This is a genomic window from Shinella kummerowiae (genome assembly GCF_009827055.1).
In the GTDB taxonomy this organism is placed as follows: Bacteria; Pseudomonadota; Alphaproteobacteria; order Rhizobiales; family Rhizobiaceae; genus Shinella; species Shinella kummerowiae.
In genome coordinates this window covers 650507-673103 of record NZ_WUMK01000003.1, presented here as the reverse complement: position 1 = coordinate 673103, position 22597 = coordinate 650507, and the positions used below count along the sequence as shown (strand labels likewise).

The 22597-nt window shown below is 62.2% G+C and carries 18 protein-coding genes and 1 pseudogene; 10 read left to right on the top strand and 9 right to left on the bottom strand.

Going from position 1 to position 22597, the window contains the following annotated elements:
- Together mtnA and mtnK are read right to left on the bottom strand one after the other, a co-directional pair.
- Positions 1-1095 (bottom strand): S-methyl-5-thioribose-1-phosphate isomerase, encoded by a 1095-nt coding sequence (gene mtnA, locus GR138_RS10795; RefSeq protein WP_160859170.1) that lies wholly within the window; start codon positions 1093-1095, stop codon positions 1-3.
- A complete protein-coding gene (gene mtnK, locus GR138_RS10790) occupies positions 1092-2363 on the bottom strand; it encodes an S-methyl-5-thioribose kinase (protein ID WP_160859169.1) in 1272 nt (423 codons plus the stop codon). Before mtnK ends, mtnA begins: the two co-directional genes overlap by 4 nt.
- A gap of 146 nt (positions 2364-2509) precedes the next feature.
- Here mtnK and GR138_RS10785 point away from each other — a divergent pair, with 146 nt between their 5' ends.
- Genes GR138_RS10785 through GR138_RS10775 form a run of 3 tightly spaced genes read left to right on the top strand, consistent with a single transcriptional unit; the run spans position 2510 to position 6159 of the window.
- Entirely contained in the window at positions 2510-4024 is a 1515-nt protein-coding gene (locus GR138_RS10785) for a sugar ABC transporter ATP-binding protein (RefSeq protein ID WP_160859168.1), read from the top strand.
- Complete coding sequence (locus GR138_RS10780) at positions 4024-5067, top strand: ABC transporter permease (protein ID WP_160859264.1); 1044 nt, start codon at positions 4024-4026, stop codon at positions 5065-5067. The genes GR138_RS10785 and GR138_RS10780 overlap by 1 nt, the downstream gene beginning before the upstream one ends.
- A 48-nt stretch (positions 5068-5115) precedes the next feature.
- Complete coding sequence (locus tag GR138_RS10775) at positions 5116-6159, top strand: substrate-binding domain-containing protein (RefSeq protein WP_160859167.1); 1044 nt, start codon at positions 5116-5118, stop codon at positions 6157-6159.
- A 102-nt stretch (positions 6160-6261) separates the two neighbouring features.
- Here GR138_RS10775 and GR138_RS10770 read toward each other — a convergent pair whose 3' ends face one another.
- Positions 6262-8316: a bifunctional aldolase/short-chain dehydrogenase gene (locus GR138_RS10770; protein ID WP_160859166.1), complete on the bottom strand. Its 2055-nt coding sequence runs from the start codon at positions 8314-8316 to the stop codon at positions 6262-6264.
- A 59-nt stretch (positions 8317-8375) separates the two neighbouring features.
- Complete coding sequence (locus tag GR138_RS10765) at positions 8376-9377, bottom strand: sugar-binding transcriptional regulator (RefSeq protein WP_420853629.1); 1002 nt, start codon at positions 9375-9377, stop codon at positions 8376-8378.
- Between the two features lie 324 nt (positions 9378-9701).
- Here GR138_RS10765 and GR138_RS10760 point away from each other — a divergent pair, with 324 nt between their 5' ends.
- Positions 9702-10403 (top strand): UTRA domain-containing protein, encoded by a 702-nt coding sequence (locus GR138_RS10760; RefSeq protein ID WP_160859164.1) that lies wholly within the window; start codon positions 9702-9704, stop codon positions 10401-10403.
- Here the strand turns inward: GR138_RS10760 and GR138_RS10755 are convergent.
- Positions 10348-11145: a hypothetical protein gene (locus tag GR138_RS10755; protein ID WP_160859163.1), complete on the bottom strand. Its 798-nt coding sequence runs from the start codon at positions 11143-11145 to the stop codon at positions 10348-10350. The two genes, GR138_RS10760 and GR138_RS10755, sit on opposite strands and share 56 nt — an antisense overlap.
- Before the next feature lie 157 nt (positions 11146-11302).
- On the opposite strand from GR138_RS10755, the gene GR138_RS10750 reads away from it, so the two are divergent.
- The 3 genes from GR138_RS10750 to GR138_RS10740 all read left to right on the top strand — a co-directional run bounded on the left by GR138_RS10750 (position 11303) and on the right by GR138_RS10740 (position 14056).
- Complete coding sequence (locus tag GR138_RS10750; RefSeq protein ID WP_160859162.1) at positions 11303-11914, top strand: TetR/AcrR family transcriptional regulator; 612 nt, start codon at positions 11303-11305, stop codon at positions 11912-11914.
- Positions 11914-12774: a pyridoxamine 5'-phosphate oxidase family protein gene (locus GR138_RS10745; protein WP_160859161.1), complete on the top strand. Its 861-nt coding sequence runs from the start codon at positions 11914-11916 to the stop codon at positions 12772-12774. The genes GR138_RS10750 and GR138_RS10745 overlap by 1 nt, the downstream gene beginning before the upstream one ends.
- 73 nt (positions 12775-12847) lie before the next feature.
- Positions 12848-14056: an MFS transporter gene (locus tag GR138_RS10740; protein WP_160859160.1), complete on the top strand. Its 1209-nt coding sequence runs from the start codon at positions 12848-12850 to the stop codon at positions 14054-14056.
- Between the two features lie 138 nt (positions 14057-14194).
- Here the strand turns inward: GR138_RS10740 and GR138_RS10735 are convergent, their stop codons facing one another.
- A complete protein-coding gene (locus GR138_RS10735; protein WP_160859159.1) occupies positions 14195-15661 on the bottom strand; it encodes an MFS transporter in 1467 nt (488 codons plus the stop codon).
- A 131-nt stretch (positions 15662-15792) separates the two neighbouring features.
- Between GR138_RS10735 and GR138_RS10730 the strand changes: the two genes are divergently transcribed.
- Complete coding sequence (locus GR138_RS10730) at positions 15793-16407, top strand: TetR/AcrR family transcriptional regulator (protein ID WP_160859158.1); 615 nt, start codon at positions 15793-15795, stop codon at positions 16405-16407.
- Positions 16408-16511: 104 nt separating this feature from the next.
- On the opposite strand, the gene GR138_RS10725 is transcribed toward GR138_RS10730, so the two are convergent.
- From GR138_RS10725 to GR138_RS30545, 3 genes and pseudogenes are all read right to left on the bottom strand, one after another.
- Positions 16512-16880, bottom strand: a complete 369-nt coding sequence (locus GR138_RS10725; RefSeq protein WP_160859156.1) for a hypothetical protein — start codon at positions 16878-16880, stop codon at positions 16512-16514.
- A 115-nt stretch (positions 16881-16995) separates the two neighbouring features.
- Positions 16996-17151 (bottom strand): annotated as a pseudogene (locus GR138_RS30550) (DNA-binding response regulator); the annotation flags it as partial.
- A gap of 154 nt (positions 17152-17305) precedes the next feature.
- Positions 17306-17809, bottom strand: coding sequence for a response regulator (locus GR138_RS30545; RefSeq protein ID WP_246200347.1), 504 nt, complete (start codon positions 17807-17809; stop codon positions 17306-17308).
- A gap of 138 nt (positions 17810-17947) precedes the next feature.
- On the opposite strand from GR138_RS30545, the gene GR138_RS10715 reads away from it, so the two are divergent.
- Both GR138_RS10715 and GR138_RS10710 read left to right on the top strand, forming a co-directional pair.
- Positions 17948-19039, top strand: a complete 1092-nt coding sequence (locus GR138_RS10715; protein ID WP_276508778.1) for an efflux RND transporter periplasmic adaptor subunit — start codon at positions 17948-17950, stop codon at positions 19037-19039.
- Between the two features lie 4 nt (positions 19040-19043).
- On the top strand, positions 19044-22169 hold the full coding sequence (locus GR138_RS10710; protein WP_160859152.1) for an efflux RND transporter permease subunit: 3126 nt from the start codon (positions 19044-19046) through the stop codon (positions 22167-22169).
- Positions 22170-22597 lie beyond the last annotated feature (428 nt).

Below are 22597 nucleotides of genomic sequence, written 5' to 3'. Positions count from 1 at the left end.
TCAGCTCCGTTCCGGGAAGAGCGCCTTCAGGCCCTCGGGCGACGGCGTGGCGATGCCGCGCTCGGTGATGAGGCCGGTGATGAGGCGGGCGGGCGTGACGTCGAAGGCGGGATTGGCGGCGGGGCTGCCTTCCGGCGAGATGCGCACGCTGGCAATCGAGCCGTCGGCGGCGCGGCCCTGCACGAAGCTCACCTCATCGGCGGTGCGCTCCTCGATCGGGATTTCCTTGATGCCGTCATGCACGGTCCAGTCGATGGTGGGCGAGGGCAGTGCGACATAGAAGGGCACGTCGTTGTCGCGCGCGGCGAGCGCCTTCAGGTAGGTGCCGATCTTGTTGCAGACGTCGCCGTTCGCCGTGGTGCGGTCGGTGCCGACGATCACCATGTCGATATCGCCATGCTGCATCAGGTGGCCGCCGGCATTGTCGACGATCAGTGTGTGCGGCACGCCGTGGCCGTTCATCTCCCAGGCGGTGAGATAGGCGCCCTGGTTGCGGGGGCGGGTCTCGTCGACATAGACGTGGACGGGAATGCCCGCCTCGATGGCCATGTAGATCGGTGCCGTCGCCGTGCCGTAGTCGACGGTCGCAAGCCAGCCGGCATTGCAATGGGTGAGGATGCGCACGGGCTCGCCCGCCTTCTTGCCCGCTGCGATCTTGCGGATAACGTCGAGGCCGTTGGCGCCGATGGCGCGATTGAGCTCGACATCCTCTTCCGCGATCTCGGCGGCGCGGGTATAGGCGGCGGCGGCGCGTTCGGCTTCCGGCAACGGGCGAAGATGATCGCGCATAGCATTCAGCGCCCAGCGCAGGTTGATGGCGGTCGGGCGGGTCTCGTTCAGTTCTTCCCAGACGGCATCGAGATGGGTGTCCGACGGATCTTTGGCCATGGCTATGGCGACGCCATAGGCGGCGGTGACGCCGATCAGCGGCGCGCCGCGCACCCACATGTCCCGGATGGCGACGGCGACATCGGCGACGGTCTTCAGCGTGACGACGCGGAATTCATGCGGCAGCCAGCGCTGATCGATGATGTCGACGGCGCGGCCGTCCTCGTTCAGCCAGATCGTATGATAGTGGCGTTCTCCGACTTTCACGCGAGGATCTCCTTTTCAAGCCGCTCCACCGTCTCGCGGATATCGCGGAGGCTGTGGATGCGCTGCCGGTTGACGGCGAGGTGACGCCCGAACTTCAGCGCCTTGCTTTCGCAGGGCGCGCGGCGGTCGGGGTCGGTGATGGTTTCGAAATCGGCATTGTGGGCAAGGCCGAGGATGCGGCGATGGATCTCGATGCCGGCAAAGCCGAGCATTTCGCGCCAGATCTCGTCTATGACGATATTGAGCGCCTGCTCGGCGGCGAGCGGGTCGTTGCGGTCCTCGAAGAGGCTCGCCTGATAGAGGATACCCTTGCGCTCGGTGCGCCAGAGATGGGAAAATTCCGCCCGGAACGTCTCCCAGAGCGTATCGATCGTGTCGAGCAGGTAGGCGCGCATGCCGTCGCGCGCGCCGGGGGAGGCTTCATGGCCGGCCTGCGAGAAATAGCTCATCCAAAAATTGGCGATCAGCATGCCGACGTCGAAGCTGATCGGACCGTAGAAGGCGAATTCCGGGTCGATGACGCGGGTCTCGTCGTCCGTCACCATGACGGAACCGGTGTGCAGGTCGCCGTGACAGAGCGTTTCGGCCTTGGCGGAGAAGAAGTGTTTCAGCCGCTGCGCCTCGACCTTGAGGTCACGGTCGGCGCGCAATTCGGCAACGATGGGGTCGAGCTGCGGCGTGGTGTGGCGGTTGAGAGCCGCTTCGAAATAGGGATCGGAGAAGACGAGGTTTTCCGAGATGTCGCAAAGTTCGACATTGTCGGAAAACAGCGCAACATCCGCCTTCTTCTCGCGCGTCACCATGGAAAGGTCGGAGCCGCGGAACAGCGTGCGGGCGACGAAGAGGCCGAGGTCGCGGCCGATCTTCGGCAATTCTCGCCCGTCGATCAGCGCGCGGCGCAGGATGACATGCGGCGTCAGGAATTCCATGACGATGATGGCCTGTGCCTCGTCGAAGAACAGGATGTCAGGCACCATGCCGGGATCGCGCGCGCCCTGGCGCTTCAGCGCGTGATATTCGAAGAAGGAGCGCTTCAGCGGCAGCGGCCAGCTCTCGCCGACGAGGCGCACATAGGGCAGCGCCTGCTTGACGATGACGGCGCCCGTTTCGCCCGTGACGATGAAGACCAGATTGAGGTTGCCGTCACCGACTTCGTTGACCGTCCAGCGTGACTTATCGCTTCCGATCTTCTCGGTGAGGGCGGCGTTGCTGCCAAGCCTTTCCGGCAATGTCTCGGCGCTCAGCGCCTCGAAGACGGGACTGTTCATGGTGTTCTCCTCCTGCGCACGGGGCTGCCTCCATTGCCTGCCGCCGTGCCGTCTGTGCCCACAGCTAAGGCATCATTCTGGCAAATGTCAACGGCCTTGACATTTGATGAGAGCCTATCCTAACGTGGCGTCATTGGGAGGATTGAATGAGCGAACAGGCAGTGTTTCGCATTGAGGGCGTGCGCAAATCCTTTGGCCCGGTTCCGGTGCTGCAGGGTGTGGATCTCGATCTCAAGGCAGGCGCAGTGACGGTTTTGATGGGCGCCAACGGTGCCGGCAAATCCACGCTCGTGCGCATCCTCTCCGGCGTTTACACGAAGGACGCCGGCACGATCACGCTGGCAGGCACCGCCTTCGAACCGGCAACGCCGGCCGAGGCGATCCGCGCCGGTGTCGTCACCGTGCACCAGAACATCAATGACGGCATCGTCGCCGATCTCGACGTCGCGACCAATCTCACGCTCGACCGGCTGAACGGGCGCGGCGCGCGGCTGTTCTTCAATCCGCGCCGGGTGCGCCGCGAAGCCGCCGCCGTCGCCTCCCGCATGGGCCTCTCCATCGACCTTACCGCCAATATCAATGACCTGACGCTGGCTGACCGCCAGATGGTGGCGATCGCGCGCGCCATGGCGCACGAGCCGAAGGTGCTGATCCTCGATGAGCCGACCTCGTCGCTGTCGAGCGCGGAGGCAGATCGCCTGTTCGATCTCGTTGACCGCCTGAAGGCGCGCGGCGTCGCCATTCTCTATATCTCGCACCGCATGTCGGATATTCGCCGTCTCGCCGACAGCATTCTCGCGCTGCGCGACGGCCGCATTACCGGTCGTTTCGAGGGGCCGGAGCTCGACTATGAAGGCGCGGTCAATGCGATGCTCGGCCGCAAGGTCTCGGCCGGTGCCGTCGCGGTGCGCGAGGCGGGCCGTCCGGTGTTCAGTGTGCGCGGCCTGAAACTCTCCGAACAGACGCGGCCCTTCGATTTCGATCTCGGCGATGGCGAGATTGTCGCCGTCACCGGCCTTGTCGGCGTCGGCAAGACGGCGCTTGCCGAAACGCTATTTGGCGCGCGTACGCCAGCGGCCGGCGAGATGACACTGGACGGCAAGCGCTATGCGCCAAAGACGACGGGGCAGGCGATTGCCCAGGGCGTCTTCCTCGTCGCCAAGGACCGCGCGATCAGCGGCATCGTGCCGGATTTCAATATCTACGAGAATATCAGCCTGCCGTTCCTGCGCCGTCTTTCGTCCTTCGGTATTGCCAGCCGGCGCGCGGAAAAGACCAAGGCGCGCCAGCAGATTTCGGCGCTCGGCGTCGTCTGCCGCAGCGAGCGCGACGAGATGCAGACGCTGTCGGGCGGTAACCAGCAGAAGGTCATGGTCGGCCGCTGGCTGTCCGAGCCGTCGCGCCTGCTCATCCTCGACGAACCCTTCCAGGGCGTCGACATTGCCGCCCGCCGCGACATCGGCGAGAAGCTGCGCGCCTCCGCGGCGGGGCGCACCACCATTCTTTTCCTGACGGAACTCGACGAAGCCTTCGAGGTCGCCGACCGCATCCTGGTGATGTCGGAACAGACCATCGTCGGCGAGCACCGCAATGCCGATATCGATGTCGAGCGGCTGCTCTCCGAGATCGCCGGGCAATTCTATCAACAGGTCAGTGCATGATGACGAGTGAACAGAGCAACTCCACCGGCGCCGTCCCGCCGGCCGCCTTCAACATCCGGGAAACCGCGATCAAATACGGCTTCCTCGTGCTGCTTGCCGGCATGGTGCTCTATTTCTCGGCGGTGACGGGCGGCTTTGCCTCACCGCAGAGCGCGGTCTTCATCCTGCAATCCGTGTCGATCACGGGCATTCTGGCGCTGGGCGTCACCGCGACGCTCGTCGTCGGCGGTTTCGACCTTTCCATCGGCTCCGTCGCCACCACGGCCATGATGGCCTCGTCCTATGTGATGGTGGTGATGGGCGGCGACGCGCTGACGGCGACGCTGGTCTGCCTTGCCGTCGGCGTGCTCGTTGGCCTGATCAACGGCATCATCATCGTCTATATGCGCGTGCCGGATCTGCTCGCCACGCTCGGCATGATGTTCCTGCTGCTCGGCCTCCAGCGCATCCCGACCGAAGGGCGCTCGATTGCGACAGGCATGACGCTGCCCGACGGTTCGACGGCGACCGGCGCCTTCAGCCCCGCCTTCCTGGCGCTCGGCCGCCACCGCTTCGATCTGATCCTGCCCAATCTCGTGCCAGTCTCGGTGGTCGTGCTGATCGTGCTCGCCATCGTCATCTGGTTCTTCCTCGAATACACCCGCTTCGGCCGCATGATGTATGCCGTCGGTTCCAACGAACGCGCCGCCAGCCTCGCCGGTGCGCCGGTCAATGCCTACAAGATCTCGGCCTATATCATCTCCGGCGTCTTCGCCTCGATCGGCGGCATCCTGCTCGCCGCCCGGCTCGGGCGCGGCGATATCGCCTCGGGCAACAACCTGCTGCTCGATGCCGTCGCGGCCGCGCTCATCGGTTTCGCCGTGCTCGGCGCCGCCAAGCCGAACGCTTTCGGCACGGCCATCGGCGCCCTCTTCGTCGGCATCCTGCTGCAGGGCCTGACGATGATGAACGCGCCTTACTACACCCAGGATTTCGTCAAGGGCGCCGTGCTCGTCATCGCCCTGATCTTCACCTTTGCGCTCTCGAAAAGAGGCAAACGCTGAGGGGGAGCCTCGGCGGATAACCAAAGTTCACCAGTGGAGGAGACTGATATGAATTTTACGCGTAGAACCCTGGGCAAGCTGACGCTCGGGCTGATGGCCGCGGCATCGTTTGCCGTGCCGTCCTTTGCAGCGGATGTGCCCAAGCCGTTCGATAAGCCCGGCGACGTGAAGATCGCGCTTGTGCGCTATCTCTCGACCGGCGACTTCTTCCAGTCGTACCTCGCCGGCGTGGAAGCGCAGGCCAAGGCACTCGGCGTCCAGCTTCAGGTCTTCGACAGCCGTCAGGACGCGGCACTTCAGGCCGACATGGTCGACCAGGCGATTGCGCTCGGCGTGCAGGGCATCATCATCCAGCACGGCCTGACGGAATCCATGAAGGAGGCCGCCCAGCGTGCGGTCGATGCCGGCATCAAGGTCGTCGCCTTCGACGTCAATGTCGAAAACGACAAGATCCCGCAGGTCGAGCAGTCCGACCGTGACCTCGCCCGCCTCGCGCTCGAGCAGGCGATCAAGGACAATGGCGAGAGCTTCAAGGCCGGCTACGTCTATGTCGCCGGCATCGCGCCGCTCGACCGCCGCGACGAGACCTGGAAGGAATTCAAGGCGAAGTATTCGGGCATCAACGAGGCCGCCCAGTTCGGCACGATGGACAACCCGATCGCCAACTCCGTCGCCAACCAGGCGCGCTCGGTGATCTCGGCCAATCCCGATATCACCGTGATGTTCGCCCCCTATGACGAATTCGCCAAGGGCGTGAAGATCGCCGTCGATGAAGCGGGCCTGTCCTCCAGCGTCAAGATCTACTCGGCCGACATCTCGACGTCCGACATCGCCGCGATGCGCGAAGCGGGCTCGGCCTGGGCTGCGACGGCCGCGACGAACCCGGCCGTGGTCGGTCAGGTCTCGGTGCGCTCTCTCGCCATGCTGCTGGCCGGTGAGGATCCGGGCAAGCAGGTCATCGTGCCGCCGACGCTCATCACCCAGAAGGACCTCAACGATCAGGACATCAAGAACATGGAAGAACTCGGCACGAAGCTGCCGCAGTTCGCTCATGCCGATGTCGCCATGCCGGCATGGATGCCGAAGCCCTGATTTCGGCAGGGTGGAATGAGTAAGGGGCGGTCCATTGGGCCGCCCCTTTTGCATGTCCGTTCAAGACGAAAAACGGGACAGTTGCCTGCCCCGTCCCAGAAATCAGCGCATCGCCGCTGCGATATTACCCCCGTCGACCGTCGTGACGTCGGCGGTGGTGCGTTCGGCGAGGGCGTGGTGCACGAAGGCGCGGGCGACGTCTTCGGCTGTCACTTCGAGGCCAAGCAGGTTGCCGCCCATATAGTCCTTGACGGAGAGGCCGCGGGCGGCGGCGCGGTTGGCGATCATCTCGTCGTTGAGCAGACCGGAGCGGATGCGGTCGGCATTGACGGCGTTGACGCGGATGTTGTCGGCGCCATGTTCCAGCGCGTATTGCCGCGACAGGAAGAGGGTCGCTGCCTTCGGCAGGCCGTAGGCACCGAATTTCGCGCCGGGATTAACCGCTTGCTTGGAGGCATTGAACAGCAGCACGCCGCCGGTTTTCTGCGCCTTCATGATGCGAACGGCATTCTGCGCCACCGTCTGGTGGGCGAAGAAGTTGAGTTCAAAACTCTTGCGCAACAGCGCATCGTCCATCGTTGCGATCGGGCTTTCCCAGGCGGCACCCGCATTGGAAACCACGATATCGACGCCGCCGAAAGTGGCGATCGCCTTGTCGAAGGCGGTGCGGACGGAGACGGGATCGGTGATATCGCAGGCGATGCCGATGGAGTTGTTGCCGGCCGCCTTGGCGACAGCCGCCGCCTTCTCTCCGTCGAGATCGAGCGCCACAACATGGGCGCCCTCGGCGGCAAAGGCCTTGACGACGGCTGCACCGATGGCGCCGGCCCCGCCGGTGACGATGGCGACCTGCCCGGTGAAGGGCTTCGGCTTGGCGCCGGCGAGCTTCGCCTGTTCCAGCGACCAGTATTCCAGATCGAAGAGATCGGGACGGCTGACCGGCTCGAAGCGGCCGACGGATTCGGCGTCACGCGCCGCCTCGATCCACATCTCGCCGACATCGACGGCGATGGTCGCATCCTTGAAGGTCCGGCCATGGCCGAACATGCCGAGGCCGGGCACCAGCGTCAGGCGCGGCATGGGGTCGAGCATGATGCGCTTGACGTCGTCGCGCGCGTCGTTGCTGTGGAAGTATTCGGTATAGTCGGCGGCGAAGGCGGCGACGTGCTGGTCGATGACCGCACGGTAGCCGTTAAGATTGTCGCTCGCCGGTGCCGGCAGCACCATCGGGCCGGTCTTGATGCGGATGGAGAGGTCGGGCGTCGAGACGCCGCGCTCTGCCATGTCCCGGACTTCGGCCGCGTTGACGAAATCAAGAATGGCCGACGAGGCGCGGAAGACGCTGACCATGCGGTCATAGCGGCCTTCACGCTTGTCGACGGCGACGGCGCCGCGCAGCATCGGTGCGATGTCGGCCGGGCTTGCGAGCCTGGACGGCAGGGTGGCTGGCGTGAAGGGGTTGCGGCCGTTTTTCCTGACGTGATCCTCGGCGACCGTGACGTAATGGATCATCCGGTCATAGGCTTCCCTGGCGGTGTCGCCGAAGGTGAAGATGCCGTGTTTGTCGAGGATCAGGCCCTCGACCGTCGGGTCCTGCTCGAACACTTCCGCCGCGGCCTTGGCGAGCGCGAAGCCGGGCATGATATAGGGCACGAACCCCATCTTCGTGCCGAACAGTTCGGCGCTCATCTCCCGGCTCTTGGCTTGGTCGGCAATAGCGAGGATGGCGGTCGAATGGGTATGGTCGACGAATTTGTGCGGCAGGAAGGCGTGCAGCAGCGCCTCCACCGATGGGTTCGGCGCGGCAGGATCGATGAGATTGGCGCGTAGCAGCGTCACCATGTCCTCGTCCGAGAGTTTTTCGAGCTTGCGGCTCTTGAGGAGCGCGCTGATCTTCACGGCGGGCAGGCCCGGCGGTTCGATTACGCCCATGTCCCAGCCGCTGCCTTTGACGCAGAGCACGGCGTGCGTGTCGCCGACGAGATCGGTCACTTCGGTCTTCACGGAGGTGTTGCCGCCGCCATGCAGCACGAGCCGCGGCTCGCCGCCGAGCAGGCGCGTCGTATAGGTGCGCAGCGCCAGATCGCGATTGACGCCCTTTGCGGCATAGCTCGCGACGACCTTTTCCGCCTCGTCGTCGCGCCAGAGATTTTCCATCGTGTCAGCCTCCCGATAAACCGGCCCGGCCGGCATCGGCGGACCCAAACAGTCTTGGCTCAAGCCTTGCCCGAGCCGCCCTTTTCCCAGCGTTCCAGAATGCGGCGCGCCATCGACGTGGTGACGATGAGGTGCGAGACGAAACCGCCCTTCAACGCCGCCATCAGCGGCTCGAACTTGTTGTCTTCCTGTACGACGAGCATGCGTTTCTGGATCGCCCGGATGGAATCGAGATCGGCGGAAATGCAGCGCCGGTTGTGATTGCAGTCCATCCATTGGCCGTCATGGTCGATCAGCTGGCCGGCGATCACGCCGGCGGCACCCTTTTTGCCCATGGCATGCATGTCGGCGGCCGACAGCGCGCCGCATTTGACGAGATGGCTGTCATCCTCGATTCCACCGACGGAATAGAGCGCGAGATTGCAATCCGAGATCGTCGCAAGCTGCTCGCGGATGACGGGCTCGCCGCGCAGCTCCTCGGCGAGGCGCTCGGAGGAGAGCACGAGCGGTGCATAGAAATTGATGCCCTCGGCATTCAGACGGCGGGCAATTTCCGTGGTGCACTGGTCCGGCCTATAGGAATAGGGCGCACCGAGATTGCCGCAGAGCTGCACGACGGTGACGCCGCGCAGGTCGGCGAAGGGCATCACGTCGGCGATGTGATAGACGGTGCGGCCCCAGGCCACGCCGATCCGATCGCCTTTGTTAATGAGTTCGAGAAAGACCGAGGCAGCAACAACGGGCATTTCCGCCGCCGGATCCATTGCCTGGCGATCTTCCGGCACTAGCCAGGCGGTGGTCAGGCCGGTCGCGTCTTCCAGCTCGCGGGCCAGCACGTCGTCGGAAAACAGTTCCGAGGAGGTGGAGATCGTGACGATGCCCATATCGCGCGCCTTGCGCAGATACATGGCGATGGAGGCGCGGGAAATCCCGAGTCGCTGCGCGACCTCGTCCTGTCGCAGGCCGTGCGTGTAGTATAACCAAGCGGCTTTGTGAATGATCTGGTCGTTCGGTCGAAGTGGCATCGGCGTTCTTTCATCGGATCGCCTGACATTAGTCATTGGTGCTGACAAAAGTCAACGAACAAGGGCAAAGCCCGCGAAAGAAAGATCTTCGCCGTTCGACACCTCATAGCGATCAATCGAATGGCCCATTGCCGTGCTAGCGCTGTTGATGCCGAGCTTCGTAGCGGCAGTCGGTCTGCGCTCAGCGTCAAGGCGGCATAGAGAGGATGTGGTCAGGTCGAGGGGTAGTATCACCCTCGGCCTGATCTCAGCGTTTTGGCACGCAAAAGGCAGGTGTGGCCATGAATCAAAATCCATTCTCTAACGGATTGGCGACGATCGCCCGAGCAACGCCGTGGCAGCGGCCGTCATGGGCGCGCCATGACATCTCCTTCCCGAATGACCTTTCGGGCGATCAACGAAGAGATCACGCAGTGCATCGGCGATCGAATGTGGGAGCCGGGCGGCCTCATTCCAAGCGAGCGGGCCCTTGCGGTCGAGTTTGGCGTTGCGCGGGGTACCGTCAATCGGGCGCTTCAGGAACTGGCGCGTGCCGGCCTCGTCGAACGAAAGCGAAGGACCTGCACACGCGTCGTCTTGCACCCGGTGCGCGGGGCACGCATTGCCATTCCGTTGGTGGCGCAGGAGATCGCCGCTTCCGGTGCAACCTATCGCTATCGCCTTCTTCTTCGCGCGGAACGGGCGGCGAGCGCGTGTGATGCCGACCGGCTTGGAATCGAGCCCGGCGCGACCTTGCTGCACGTCCGTTGCCTGCACTATTCCGACGACCGGCGCTATCAGCTTGAGGATCGCCTCATCAATCCGGCGATCGCATCGGATACGCTTCAGGAGAGTTTTGAAAAGGAGGGGCCGAACGAGTGGCTGGTTGCCGTCGCACCGTTTTCGCGGGCGGAGTTCACCTTATCTTGCCGGCTTGCCAAGCGCCGAGGAGGCACACTACTAGAGATCGACCCGAAAGCACCAGTCTTCATCGGTGAGCGACGCACTTGGCTTTTGGCCCGTCCGATTACCGCGGTGAGGATGCTCCATCCTCATACGCATCGTTTAATGACGACGTTATGACCAAAACGCGACCGATCTCCAGATGGATCACCTCGAGGCCAAGCCGGCGTTCTCGCCATCCGTGACGGCACGGAGTGGCACGCCGTTGCACTCGCCGACGGTGCGCAGATGCCGGCAACCTCTTGCTCACGCAACCGGGCGTGTAGGCTGCGCCGATAGAAGATTCGTCCGTCGCACCGTCCGATCCGATCTGCTTGTCGAGGTCGGCCGGCGCAACGAGGCGGGCGTTTGCGTCCTGGTCGCCGCCCGCACTGTAGTCGGAGCCGCCTGCCGCCTGATCAAATTTTGAAAGACGTGCCACGCAAAACTCCCCCTGGCAAACGGGTGGATTGGCAGGGCTCTTCGTCTCGACCGCCATGGGGACACTTATCAGCGCGCCGGCCATCAGCTCCGGGGCAACTAACGGACCGCAATGGTTTGTCTCGATCTCGACATAGGTCCATTCCGCATGGGAACGGAAACGCTCTTCTATCGGTGCAAAGAGCGAGGCGAATGCCTTGCCGTCAACCCGGAAACGAAAAAACGTTCGCGGAAGCACGTCTGCTTCGGAGTTGAGGAGGCGGCGGGCTGGCCGCAGGTTTTTCGACGGACCAGCGGCGCAAGAAGTCATCGGAAATCCAAGGGTGCTCACCTTCATCCATCTCGTCCGCTGATCCGAAAGACGTGAGCCATCCTTCGCCATGGCTATGCGCCCAATGTCGGTAATGCCATCGGTCTGGCGGGACTGATCGCTGTCGCGCATCTCTCATCGCCTGCCGTTCTCGTGTTGATCCCTGACCATGTGAGCTTCACGCCGCCGGGTGCGTTGAAAGCCGCATAACTGCATGTGATCCGAGCTTGACAATATACATACGACCGTATATTTTAATCATTCTGTTTTATGTTGAAGCGAGGCGACCATGAGGACGACTGACAAGCGGAAAGAACGGGGTGATCGCGCCCGGGCAAACATACTCCACCATGCTATCCAGATCGCCTCCGTCGAGGGATTGGAAGGGCTGACTTTCGGGCGGGTCGCAGCGGATGCCGGCGTGGCTAAAGGCAATATCCAGGTGCTGTTTGGTGATAGGGAAGCCTTGCAGCTGGCGACGATCGAGAGTGGCGTTGCACTCTATGCCGAAACGGTTGTTGGCCCGGCCATGGCGGAACCGACGGCAGTCGAGCGACTGATCGCTCTCGTCGAGGGGTGGTACACATTCGTGGAGCAGAGAACGCTCCCCGGCGGTTGTCTGGTCCATGCGCTTAGCAGTGAATACCGCACACGCCCGGGAGAGATCCGTGACCGTGTGGAGCATCACCGGATCGGAGCACGGCAGCGCATCATCGATCTGTCGAACGAGGCGGTGCGGGCGGGGGAGCTTCAGGCCGGCACGGATGTGGAGCAATTGGCCTTTGAGCTGATGTCCCACCAGGCATCCGCCAATGTGGCGGCGCTGATGGGGGAAACGTCACAATTCGAACTGGCGCGCCGTGCTTCCGGACAACGGATCGCGGCGGCGCGGGGGGCGTGATGAACGGCGATCCGTTTCACGCCGGGGAGCGGCACCTCCAGAGCCTGTTTGCTTCCCGTGACCGGCTTGCAGGTTCGCGTGCGATACAAGCGAGTTTGCCTCCCGGCTTTCAAGCCTTCCTTGAAGAGTTGAGCTATGTCGTGCTGGCTGTGCCGGACCGCTGCGGGCGCCTGTGGGTGACGATGGTTTTTGGGGCGGCCGGGTTCGTCCGCGCGATAGATGCGATGCAGATGCATGTCGGATCGCGGCCCGATCCTGCCGACCCTGCGGCTGCAGGTATTGCTGAAGGAGCCCCGATCGCTATCCTCGCGATCGATCTCCTGACCCGGCGCCGAATAAGGGTCAACGGGAGTATCATATCCGTTGGAGAGGATGGATTTGGCGTCAGCGTGCAGCAAGCCTTTGGCAACTGCCCGCAGTTCATTCGTCCCAGGCTTGTTGAAAATGCGCCCGGCATAGTGGAGGCCGCGATTGACACGCGCGTGATCGCGCGTGTCGTCGCCCATGCAGACACGTTTTTCATTGCGACCCGCGCTGCGTCCGATACGGGGTTCGACATGGATGTCTCGCATCGCGGCGGCCCGCCCGGCTTTGCCCGATGGGATGGTGACTGCCTGATCTGGCCCGAGTATCGCGGCAATTTCTACTTCAATACGCTGGGCAATCTTCTGCTCGATCCGGCCTGTGGTCTGCTGTTTCCGGACTTTGGTTCCGGGGAGTTGCTGATGCTGACCGGACACGCCGCTTTGGAAGGTTTCGACGGCAATCTGACACGCTCCCCGGAAGGCCTCCCGGTAAACGGGCTGGTGCGCTTCAAGCCCGACGTCTTGATGAGCCGCACCACGCAGCGGCGCCCCTAGCCCGCTGATATCCCGCTGCTCAATCAACAGCTTGGCGCCGGTGTTGATATTGCCGCGCCGGAAAGGTCTATCTATGGTCAGTGCATCCCTGCAAAACTCCGGCGAGGTCGAGCAACGGCCGGCCAGGAACCGATGGCTGCCGGTTTCGATACTTGCCTTCGGTGTCTTTGTCGTCGGGACAGGTGAGTTCGTTCTCGCCGGCCTGTTGCCGCTGCTCAGCAAATCCCTTGAAGTCTCGCCATCCGTTGCGGGCCAGGTCATCACGATCTTCGCCCTGACCTGCGCGCTCGCGGGACCGATCCTCACGACATCTACTGGATCGTGGGAGCGCCGGACCGTGTTGGTCGTGGCAGCGGCGGTCTACCTGGTGGGAAGCGTCTGGACGGCGCTCGCGCCATCCTATCTTCAGGTTCTGATCGGCCAAGTCGTGGCGGCGCTCGGCGTCGGACTGTTCGTTCCCACCGCAACGGTCACGGCTGCCGCCATGGTCTCCCCCGCGCATCGGGGCAAAGCCATCGCCCTTGTGGTCAGCGGTTTTACTGCGGCGACAGCGCTCGGTGCGCCCCTGGGGACGGCGTTCGGCGGGATGTTCGGCTGGCGATCGACCATGTGGCTTGCAACCGGACTGGCTGCGGTCGGTGTCATCGGTATCTTCCTTTTCATTCCGAAAAGAACCACGGTCGCGCTCGCCACCGGGTTGCGCCAGCAATTGCGGCTCCTGCTCGAGCCTCAAATCGTCACGGTCCTCGGTGTAACCCTGCTGGCGTTCACCGCGGTCTACATGCCGTACACCTACATGGGCGTCATCTTTGAGACGGCCACGCAAGGAAACAGCGTCTATCTTGCGGGCCTCATGACGACGCTCGGCGTGGTCGGTACTCTCGGGAATTTGGGTGCTGGCATGCTCGCAGACAGGATCGGCGGGCCAAGGGTTGTGGTGATCGCCTTGCTTTGGCTGATCGTCAGTATGCTGGTTCTACGGCTGGCGACCGGAAACTTGGCGTGGGCGTTTGCGATGATCGCCTTTTACGGGGTCGCTGCCTTTGCAATCACGACGCCGCAGCAACACAGGCTGATTTCGTTGAAACCTGAGACAGCCGGGGTTCTCATCTCGCTCAACCAGGCAATCCTCTACCTTGCAATCGCGCTGTCCGGTTCGATCGGCGGCCTTGGGATTGAATGGGTCGGCCCTGGCAACCTCGGCTTCGTGGCTTCCGTGCTGGCTGCCCTCGCTCTGCTGCTGTCGATTTCGAATAAGCCGAAGGACGAAGCCGGCGCATGAGGCCAGCCCTTAACGGAAAACGGTTTCGGCACGAGTTGCTTCCACCGCGCCCGTGTCCAGACCATTGCCGCAAATGTTCTGCGAAAACCAGTGGCCCGGGTGTCGGAACATCGCCTGCGGAGGGCTGTCGTCGTTCTCTCATTCCGGCAATTTTCTCGGCAGCCAGATCCATGCGACGATGCCGAGCGTGAGTGTCATCAGCCCCCCGGCGCCGACCGCCATGTGCAAACCGGTCAGGAAAGCCTCCTTGGCTTGTGCGGTGACTTCGGGTGTGACGCCGGCATGGTCGAGGGTTTCATTCAAGGTTCCGCCAACGCCCGGGCCGAGAAGGCGGAAGCTTAAAGTCGCCAGTGACCCCAGAAGCGAGATGCCCAATGCATTGCCCAGCTCATTGCTGGTTTCGGCAAGGGATCCGGCCGCACCAGCGCGCTCGGCCGGTACGGCAGAGACCGCGACTTCGGCCACGAGGCTGAACGACAGGCCGAATCCGATGCCCGCGATCATGGTTGAGGCAATGAAGGGGGCGACGCCGGTCTGCGTGCTCGTGAGCAGCAACAGGAAGACACCGGCGCTGATGAGCAGCAGGGTTGCCACAAGGGCGGTCCTGCGACCGACCCATTCCACCACGCGGGCAGTGCCGACGCAGGTTGCGGTGAGCATGACGGCTCCAGGCAGTGTCAGCAGCGCGGTTGTGAAGACGTCGAAGCCGAGCACCGCCTGCAGATAGATGCCTGACAGGTAGCTGGCGGCGGACCATACGACGAGGGACAAGAGGCCGGTCAGGATGGCGATCGAGAATATGCGGTCGCGAAACAGATCGAGGTCGACGAGTGGATCGCTGATTTTCGTCTGGCGGCGCAGGAACAGCGCGACGGAAAGGATGCCGATGACCCCGACGATGGATTGTCGGAGCGTGAAGCCGTCGGCAGCGGCGGTCTTGAGCGACCAGGTGAACAGCAGGATCCCTGCAAACGACAGCAGAAGGCTCGGCAGATCAATACGCCCGCCGGTCGTCGAGCGGACTTCGCGGAGCAGTATCGGTGCGGCAATCAGGAAGGCGAGGACAACCGGGATGTTGATCAGGAATACGATGTTCCATTCGAAGTGCCTGAGCAACATGCCGCCGATGAGGGGGCCGATGGCGAAACCTGCGGCGAATGTGGCGGAGAAGATTCCGATGGCCTGCGCGCGCTGGCGTGTATCCGGAAACAGTGCGCTGACGATCGCCAGCCCCGAAGGTAGCAGTGTAGCGCCCCCCAGTCCCATCAACGCCCTGGCGATGATCAGGCCGGGCGGCGATTGTGCGTAGCTCGCTCCAAGTGATCCGGCGCCGAAGACGATCGCGCCGGTCATGATGAGCCTGAGCCGGCCGTAACGGTCGCCGATGTTCCCGAAGGCTATTAGCAGTGATCCGACGACAAATCCGTAGATGTCGAGAATCCAGAGTGCTTGGTCGGCCGACGGCGTGAGGGCGGATGTCAAATGTGGCATCGCCAGATAAAGTATCGAACCGTCCATGGCGACGAGCAGCACAAGCGGTAGCACAGCAAGGAGGCCAAGCCATGCGTTTCGATTGGTGGAATCCGGTAGTGTCATATCACTCATCGGGCATAGATCCTCTACAAACGGCGCACAATCGCGTGCCGCTTCCGTGGCCGGCTCCCTGCCGGCTTGGTGGTTGCATATGAAGGGGTTTCTGTTATATACTTTTAGTAAGTTACTTTAGGTATATAACGATGTCAAGCACTCCCCCGGATGCTAATTCCACTGCGAAACGGGTACGCCTCAGCCGTGACGAGCGGCACCGCCAGCTTCTGGGCATCGCGTGGCGACTGGCCCGGGAAGAGGGTACCGACGCGCTGACCTTGCCACGTATGGCTCATGAATCCGGTGTGACGAAGCCGGTGATCTACGACCATTTTGGCACCCGGAACGGCCTGTTGACGGCGCTGTACCAGGATTTCGATGCACGGCAGACGGCGCTGATCGATGCCGCCATTGCGGCCAGCGTGCCGACATTGGAGGGGCTCGCAAGGGTCATCGCCTCGTCCTATGTCGAATGTGTGCTTGCGCAAGGTCGCGAGATTCCCGGCGTTTTGGCCGGCCTTGCCGGTTCCCCCGAACTGGAGGCTGTCAAGCGCGAGTATCAGCTCGTGTTCATCGAGAAATGCCGAAAGGTGTTGGCCCCATTCTCGGGGGCGGCAGGTGTCGAACTCGCTGGCTTCTGGGGGATGCTTGGCGCTGCCGACGGCCTGTCCCATGCCGCTGCGTGCGGGGAGATCACGGTGCAGCAGGCACAGGACGAACTCTATGAGAACATCACGGCAATGATCGGCAGGAGTGATCGCTAGCGTCGATGGTGAACCGGTGCCTCTCAAACCGGCCTCAGGCATCGAGGCAGAGACATTCATGGACGTTCCTGCGGGTGAACGTGCCCCGGAAATGGGGATCACTTCTATCCGGCAGGCGGGCAAAGGGCTCTGGCCAGGTTGCAGCCCATTCTGGAAAGCCGCAAGCGGCGGCGTACTGATTGCAAACTGCAATTGGTTTTGGTAGATGAAACCAATTGCAGTTTGCAAACAGTACGATGCGCTGAAAATTTCGGAGTGACCAATGGAGTAGCGACTTCCCAGCGAAGAGCGGGCACGATCGATGCGGCAATCTCGAACGTGATCGTGTCATCTACGGGGGTGGCGTCGGAGGTCTCGGCTACGATCAACGCAATGAGCCCGAAATGGAAGACGACCATTATTGCTGCGAGCGCCAGTGAAAACCGGGAGACCAGGCACCATCTCAGCGAATGCCGCTTGAACGGGAATTTCATTCGGCACCCCTGAGTATATAGCTGACACCTCTAACGGTGTGGATCGCCGCCGCAGCCCTGAATCTCCCAGCCGTTTTCTCAGGCGCGAAATATGGCTGCCGAGGGTGTTGGACTGGATTTCGTCATCGAAACCGTAAACGGCCTCTCCAAGCATCGACCGCATGACCGTTCGTCCCGCCCGCCGGAGAAGAATCTGCAGTGCCAGGGCCTCGCGTCTTGGCAGTTCCAACGCTTCATCGGCAACGGTCACCTGAAGCGTCCTCGTGTCCATGGAAAGGTTTCCTTCGGACACGACTGACGCGGCGTAGTTCGAAGCCTGCCTGCCCGCGGCCCGGATTCGTGCGAGAAGTTCGTCCGCGACGAAGGGTATGCCAATATAGTCGTCCGTTCCCTAATCCAGGCCCTGGCCACGATCTTTCGAGGTATCATGCGCGGTCAGCAAGGATGACGGGCGTCGTGTCTGCGTTGCGGCGCATTTCCGAAAGCAATGTAATGCCATCGCCATCAGGAAGTTGCCGATCGAGCAGGACCGTCTCATGCACGCCCATCTTCATTGCTTCACGCGCTTGCTCGATGGTCGGCACGTGGTCGACGATATTGCCGCGTTTCGTGAGAACACCGATGATTCGCCGCAGCCATTGCCGGCTTGTCGTCCACCAGAAGCAAACACATGTCCGCCCTTTCGTGTCATGTCTTTCGCGCACAAGTACTCTCTTGCCAGACAGCGTGTAGAGGCCTGTCGCAACCGGGACTTGGGAGCAAGAGCTCGACCATACAGACTGGAATTTGAATGAAATTTTCATCATGTCTTTCGCGTGCGGCAAAAATTTGCGGTGAGGCCACCATCCTGCAATGTTGCCGCAATGTGGCGGCATCACCCTCCGGTTCGGGTCATTGGGAGGGTCAAAAGAGGCGTCACCAGCGGCCATGCGGAAACTGTTAAATTGAAAACCTGATCTTGTCTGCGCGATAAGCTGCGCCCAAATCTTTACGCCTTTTGCCTCGATGCGGGTTTCTCCAGTTCCGCACCTGCCAGAAGGCGCCTGTGCCGTTTAATGGAGTCCTGCATGAAGACGATCCGAGCTCTCATTCTCGCCGCCTTGATCATCCCGACACTTGGCGCGGCAGACTATGTTGCGGCTCAGGCGCCATCGACGGTCGGGGAAATGGTCGAACTTGCGCGCGTCGATGTCACGACCGTCGCCCCACGCAATCTGGGCAGCGATGTGCGTATCTCGGGCTCGCTCACCCCGGTTCGGCGCACGAGCCTGACGGCACGGGTCGCCGGCACGATCATCGACTTGCCCGTACGCGTTGGTGATATCGTAAAGAAGGGCGATCTGCTGGTGCGGATCGACACGGCAGGCCTCTCATCCGCCCTTACGGCTCGCAGCGCCGAGGTCGAGGCGATCGAGGCGCAGCTCGAGCTTGCCGAGAATGTGCTGAGGCGCAATTCGAGCCTTCGCGACACGGGCGCTGCCTCCGAAGCCACGCGGCTTGAGGCGAACGCGAAGGTCCTCGATCTGCGCGCACAACTGAAGGCCAAGCAGGCCACGGTCAATGATGCCGAGCGGGCGCTCAAGGACGCCGAGGTTCATGCCGAATTTGATGGCATTGTCGCTGCGCGCAGTGCCGAGCAGGGACAGACTGTGCCGGTCAATGGCGAACTCTTGACCGCGGTCGACCTCCGGCAAATGGAAGTTGATGCGGGCGTTCCGACAAGCCGCATCCCGCGTGTGCGGATCGGCCAGCGGGTCGATCTTCTGGTTGAGGGGTTTCCGGATCGTACCTTCGCAGGAGAAGTGACCCGTATCGCGCCGACGGCGGTGGCCGGCTCGCGTGCCGTTCGTGTGTTCATTGCCATTCGCAATGACGATCTTCTTCTTAAGGGCGGCATGTTCACGACGGGCGTGCTCAGGATTGACCAGCAGGAGAACGTGGTGGCCCTGCCGACGGCGGCTATCCGGCATGACAGCAACGGCCCCTTCGTCCTGAAAGTCGCGGATGGTTTTCTCCGCCGCCAAGATGTGACACTCGGAACGACCTGGAGTGATCAGGGTCTGGTGGAAGTGAAGGGGCTGTCGACCGGAGAAATTGTCGTTTCCGCCCCCCTGCCTCAGCTCGTTGCCGATACGCCCGTAACGGTCGAGGGGAAGTAACACCATGTTTCTCACCCGCGTCAGCGTCGGCCACCCTGTCTTCGCCACCATGATGATGGTGACCGTTCTGGTCGTCGGCCTCTTCTCGTTCAGCCGGCTTGGTGTGGATCAGTTCCCCGAGACGGATCTTCCCATCGTCGTGGTCACCGCCGGATACACCGGTGCATCGCCCGAGACGATTGAAAGCGAGATCGCGCGGCCGATCGAGTCCGCGCTCAACACGATTGGCGGCATCGACACCATCACCTCCGAATCCTACGAGGGCCGCGCGGTCGTGGTCGTGCAGTTCGAGCTCGACGTGGATTCACAGGCCGCCGCTCAGGAGGTTCGCGATCGCGTCGCGCGACTGGAGGCCGGTTTTCCAGATGGGGTGGATACACCCCAGGTGACGCGATTCAATCCGGAGGATGCGCCAATCCTGTCCTTGGCGGTCTCCTCGTCCACGCGCTCGCTCTCAGAAATCACGACGTTCGCCGATCGCGTCATTACCAGCCGCCTGAGCGTGATATCCGGTGTCGGCCAGATCACGCTTGTCGGCGGCAGCAAGCGGCAGATGCTCATCGTTGTCGATCCGGACAGGCTGGAGGCCCATGGTGTCGGCGTCGCCTTGGTCATGGACGCCATCCGGCGCGAGAACCAGGACAGGGCCGCCGGCACGCTGATTTCCGGGATCGACCAGCGGATCGTCACGGTTGAAGGGCGGATCGAAGACGTTGCAGGTTTCAACAGCATCATCGTTGCCCAAAGCGGCGGTTATCCCGTCTATCTCTCCGACGTCGCGACAGTGCTGGATACGGGAGCGGAGGTCACAAGCCGCGCCACGTATCAGGGCGTTCCCTCGCTCGGCATGGACATCGTCAAGGTTCAGGGGGCGAACACCGTCGCCGTCGCTGGAGACCTCCAGAAGGAGATCGCGGTCCTCAACGTCGAGCTCGCGCCCGAGGGTATCGAACTTAAGGTCACCCGCGACAATGCGCGCGCGATCTCCGCGCAGGTGTCCGAGGTTCAGAGGACGCTGATCGAAGGGGGTATCCTGACCGTCGTTATCGTTTTCCTGTTCCTGAACTCTTGGCGCTCGACTGTTATCACCGGGTTGACCCTGCCGATCTCGGTGATCGGCACATTCGCTGTCATCTATGCGCTCGGTTTCACGCTCAACACCATGACGTTGATGGCGCTTTCGCTTTCGATCGGTATCCTTATCGACGATGCGATCGTCGTACGGGAAAACATCACACGGCATCTTCATATGGGCAAGGATCACGTTCGAGCCGCGCTTGATGGCACGAACGAGATCGGTCTTGCAGTGCTCGCGACGACGCTATCCATCGTCGCGGTCTTCCTGCCGGTCGCGTTCATGGGAGGGCTGATAGGCCGATTCTTTCTGCAGTTCGGCGTCACGGTCGCTGTTGCGGTTCTGATCTCGCTTTTTGTCTCCTTCACCCTGGACCCGATGCTATCCAGCGTCTGGTACGATCCCCATTCGGAAAAGGACGCACGGCGCGGGCCGCTCGGCAGGCTCATCCGGCGTTTCGACCTCTGGTTCGAAAGGCTCGCAGACAGGTATCGCTTGCTGATCCACTGGACCTTCGACCACCGCAAGACGACAATCGGAATTGTCGTCGCCGTCTTCATCGCAAGTCTGATGCTGATACCGAAGATCGGCGCAGAATTCCTGCCGCCCGCCGATGAGGGCGAGGTGTCGGTTTCTCTTGAGGCGAACCAAGGCGCATCGCTGGAATACATGGCCGCCAAGGTCGGTCAGGTCGAGAGGGCTCTTCGCGAATTCGACTATGTCGACACGATCTATTCGACGATCAATGCCAGCGGTGCGCGTGGCTTCAACCAGGCCGTCGTCGCCGTGCAGCTTGTCCCGAACGACCGCCGTGACATCACGACCTCCGAAGCACTCGAACCTGTCCGCCAACGGCTCGCGGCGGTTGCGGGGCTGAAGGTGTCGGTGAGCCAGTCGGAAGGCGGAGCGACGGCCAAGCCGCTACAACTCTCCGTTCTCGGTGACGGCGACGACCAGTTGCGCAAGATCTCGGCCGAGATCACGGCGGCGCTGTCGAAAATTCCCGGCGCGACGGAGGTGGAATCCTCGATCGAAAGCGAGCGTCCGACGCTGGCTGTCAAGGTCCGACGGGAGGCAGCGAGCGATCTCGGCGTATCCATCGCGATGATCGGCGACACTTTGCGGCCGCTGGTGGCTGGCGATGCCGTTTCTGTCTGGAATGCGCCAGACGGTGAAACCTATGACGTCATGGTGCGGCTGCCGGCCGCAGGTCGCCAGGACGCGGCGCAATTGCGTAACCTCACGATTTCCACGAACCGTACGGACGAGAACGGCAAGCCGATCACGGTGCTCCTCGATCAGGTCGCGGATGTGATCGAGAGCACGGCGCCGGATGCGATCACTCGCAAGGATCTGTCTCGGGAAATCCGAATTTCCAGCAATGTAGAAGGTCGCCCCCTCGGGGATGTGCGGCGGGATCTGGATGCGGCAATCGCCATGATGGATATCCCACCCGGCTACCGCATATCCTTCGGCGGCGACGCAGAGAACCTCGCCGAAAGCCTCGGCTACGCCATCCAGGCCTTGGCACTCGCTGTTATCTTCATCTACATCATCCTCGCCTCGCAATTCGGCTCCTTCATCCAGCCGGTTGCGATCATGATGACGCTCCCACTGTCGCTCATCGGGGTTCTCATCGGTCTCCTCGTCACCGGATCGACGCTGAACATGTTTTCGATCATCGGCTTCATCATGCTGATGGGGCTGGTGACAAAGAACGCCATCCTCCTCGTCGATTACTCGAACCAGGAGCGGCAGGCCGGAAAGTCTCTACAGGAAAGCCTCGCCAATGCCGGCGCGGTCCGTCTGCGACCCATCGTCATGACGACGCTCGCCATGATCTTCGGCATGCTGCCCATGGCGATCGGCGTGGGTGAAGGCGGGGAATCGCGAGCGCCGATGGCACATGCGGTGATCGGCGGGCTGATCTCCTCGACTTTGCTGACGCTCGTCTTCGTACCGGTGGTCCTGACCTATCTCGATGGCTTCGGCAGACGAGTATCTTTTCTTTTTCCGCGGGGACCTGAAACCCGTGCGACAGACGCTTCTCCATGACAATGAAATTTCGGTTTCCTGTTCCAAACTGACAATGTTGTCGCAATCTCGTTGCTGCAAAACCCTCTGGAGCTTGTTGATCGCCACCGAGACCTGACCCGCGAGTCAGGTCTCGGTGGCAATCAACAGTCGGGGCGCCGGAACCGGCGATCGGCTCCGCAAACCTCCCATCAGGCAACACAGTAATGGCGATCTTACTTTGCATGTCGGCGAGTGGTGAAGGGTCCGTGGTTCCGTTAGGGATGCGCTTTCATTTCTGAAGTGCGTCGACAATTGCGGTTAGGCGAGGATTTGAAATCGACCGATAGTTTCTTCCGTAGTCTCCCGGTACCGTCGTGGGAGGTGTGCCAAGCCGGAGCATAGAAAGTGCTCCCGCCACCTGGCTGAGACACGTTCGACAATCATCTTCGCCTGTGCATTACCCAGGT

Excerpts from the sequence above, each read along its gene's own strand:
- mtnK (WP_160859169.1), bottom strand. The coding sequence starts at position 2,363 with ATGAACAGTCCCGTCTTCGAGGCGCTGAGCGCCGAGACATTGCCGGAA.
- GR138_RS10785 (WP_160859168.1), top strand. The coding sequence starts at position 2,510 with ATGAGCGAACAGGCAGTGTTTCGCATTGAGGGCGTGCGCAAATCCTTT.
- GR138_RS10780 (WP_160859264.1), top strand. The coding sequence starts at position 4,024 with ATGACGAGTGAACAGAGCAACTCCACCGGCGCCGTCCCGCCGGCCGCC.
- GR138_RS10775 (WP_160859167.1), top strand. The coding sequence starts at position 5,116 with ATGAATTTTACGCGTAGAACCCTGGGCAAGCTGACGCTCGGGCTGATG.
- GR138_RS10770 (WP_160859166.1), bottom strand. The coding sequence starts at position 8,316 with ATGGAAAATCTCTGGCGCGACGACGAGGCGGAAAAGGTCGTCGCGAGC.
- GR138_RS10765 (WP_420853629.1), bottom strand. The coding sequence starts at position 9,377 with ATGACTAATGTCAGGCGATCCGATGAAAGAACGCCGATGCCACTTCGA.
- GR138_RS10760 (WP_160859164.1), top strand. The coding sequence starts at position 9,702 with ATGACATCTCCTTCCCGAATGACCTTTCGGGCGATCAACGAAGAGATC.
- GR138_RS10755 (WP_160859163.1), bottom strand. The coding sequence starts at position 11,145 with ATGCGCGACAGCGATCAGTCCCGCCAGACCGATGGCATTACCGACATT.
- GR138_RS10750 (WP_160859162.1), top strand. The coding sequence starts at position 11,303 with ATGAGGACGACTGACAAGCGGAAAGAACGGGGTGATCGCGCCCGGGCA.
- GR138_RS10745 (WP_160859161.1), top strand. The coding sequence starts at position 11,914 with ATGAACGGCGATCCGTTTCACGCCGGGGAGCGGCACCTCCAGAGCCTG.
- GR138_RS10740 (WP_160859160.1), top strand. The coding sequence starts at position 12,848 with ATGGTCAGTGCATCCCTGCAAAACTCCGGCGAGGTCGAGCAACGGCCG.
- GR138_RS10735 (WP_160859159.1), bottom strand. The coding sequence starts at position 15,661 with ATGAGTGATATGACACTACCGGATTCCACCAATCGAAACGCATGGCTT.
- GR138_RS10730 (WP_160859158.1), top strand. The coding sequence starts at position 15,793 with ATGTCAAGCACTCCCCCGGATGCTAATTCCACTGCGAAACGGGTACGC.
- GR138_RS10725 (WP_160859156.1), bottom strand. The coding sequence starts at position 16,880 with ATGAAATTCCCGTTCAAGCGGCATTCGCTGAGATGGTGCCTGGTCTCC.
- GR138_RS30545 (WP_246200347.1), bottom strand. The coding sequence starts at position 17,809 with ATGGCCGCTGGTGACGCCTCTTTTGACCCTCCCAATGACCCGAACCGG.
- GR138_RS10715 (WP_276508778.1), top strand. The coding sequence starts at position 17,948 with ATGAAGACGATCCGAGCTCTCATTCTCGCCGCCTTGATCATCCCGACA.
- GR138_RS10710 (WP_160859152.1), top strand. The coding sequence starts at position 19,044 with ATGTTTCTCACCCGCGTCAGCGTCGGCCACCCTGTCTTCGCCACCATG.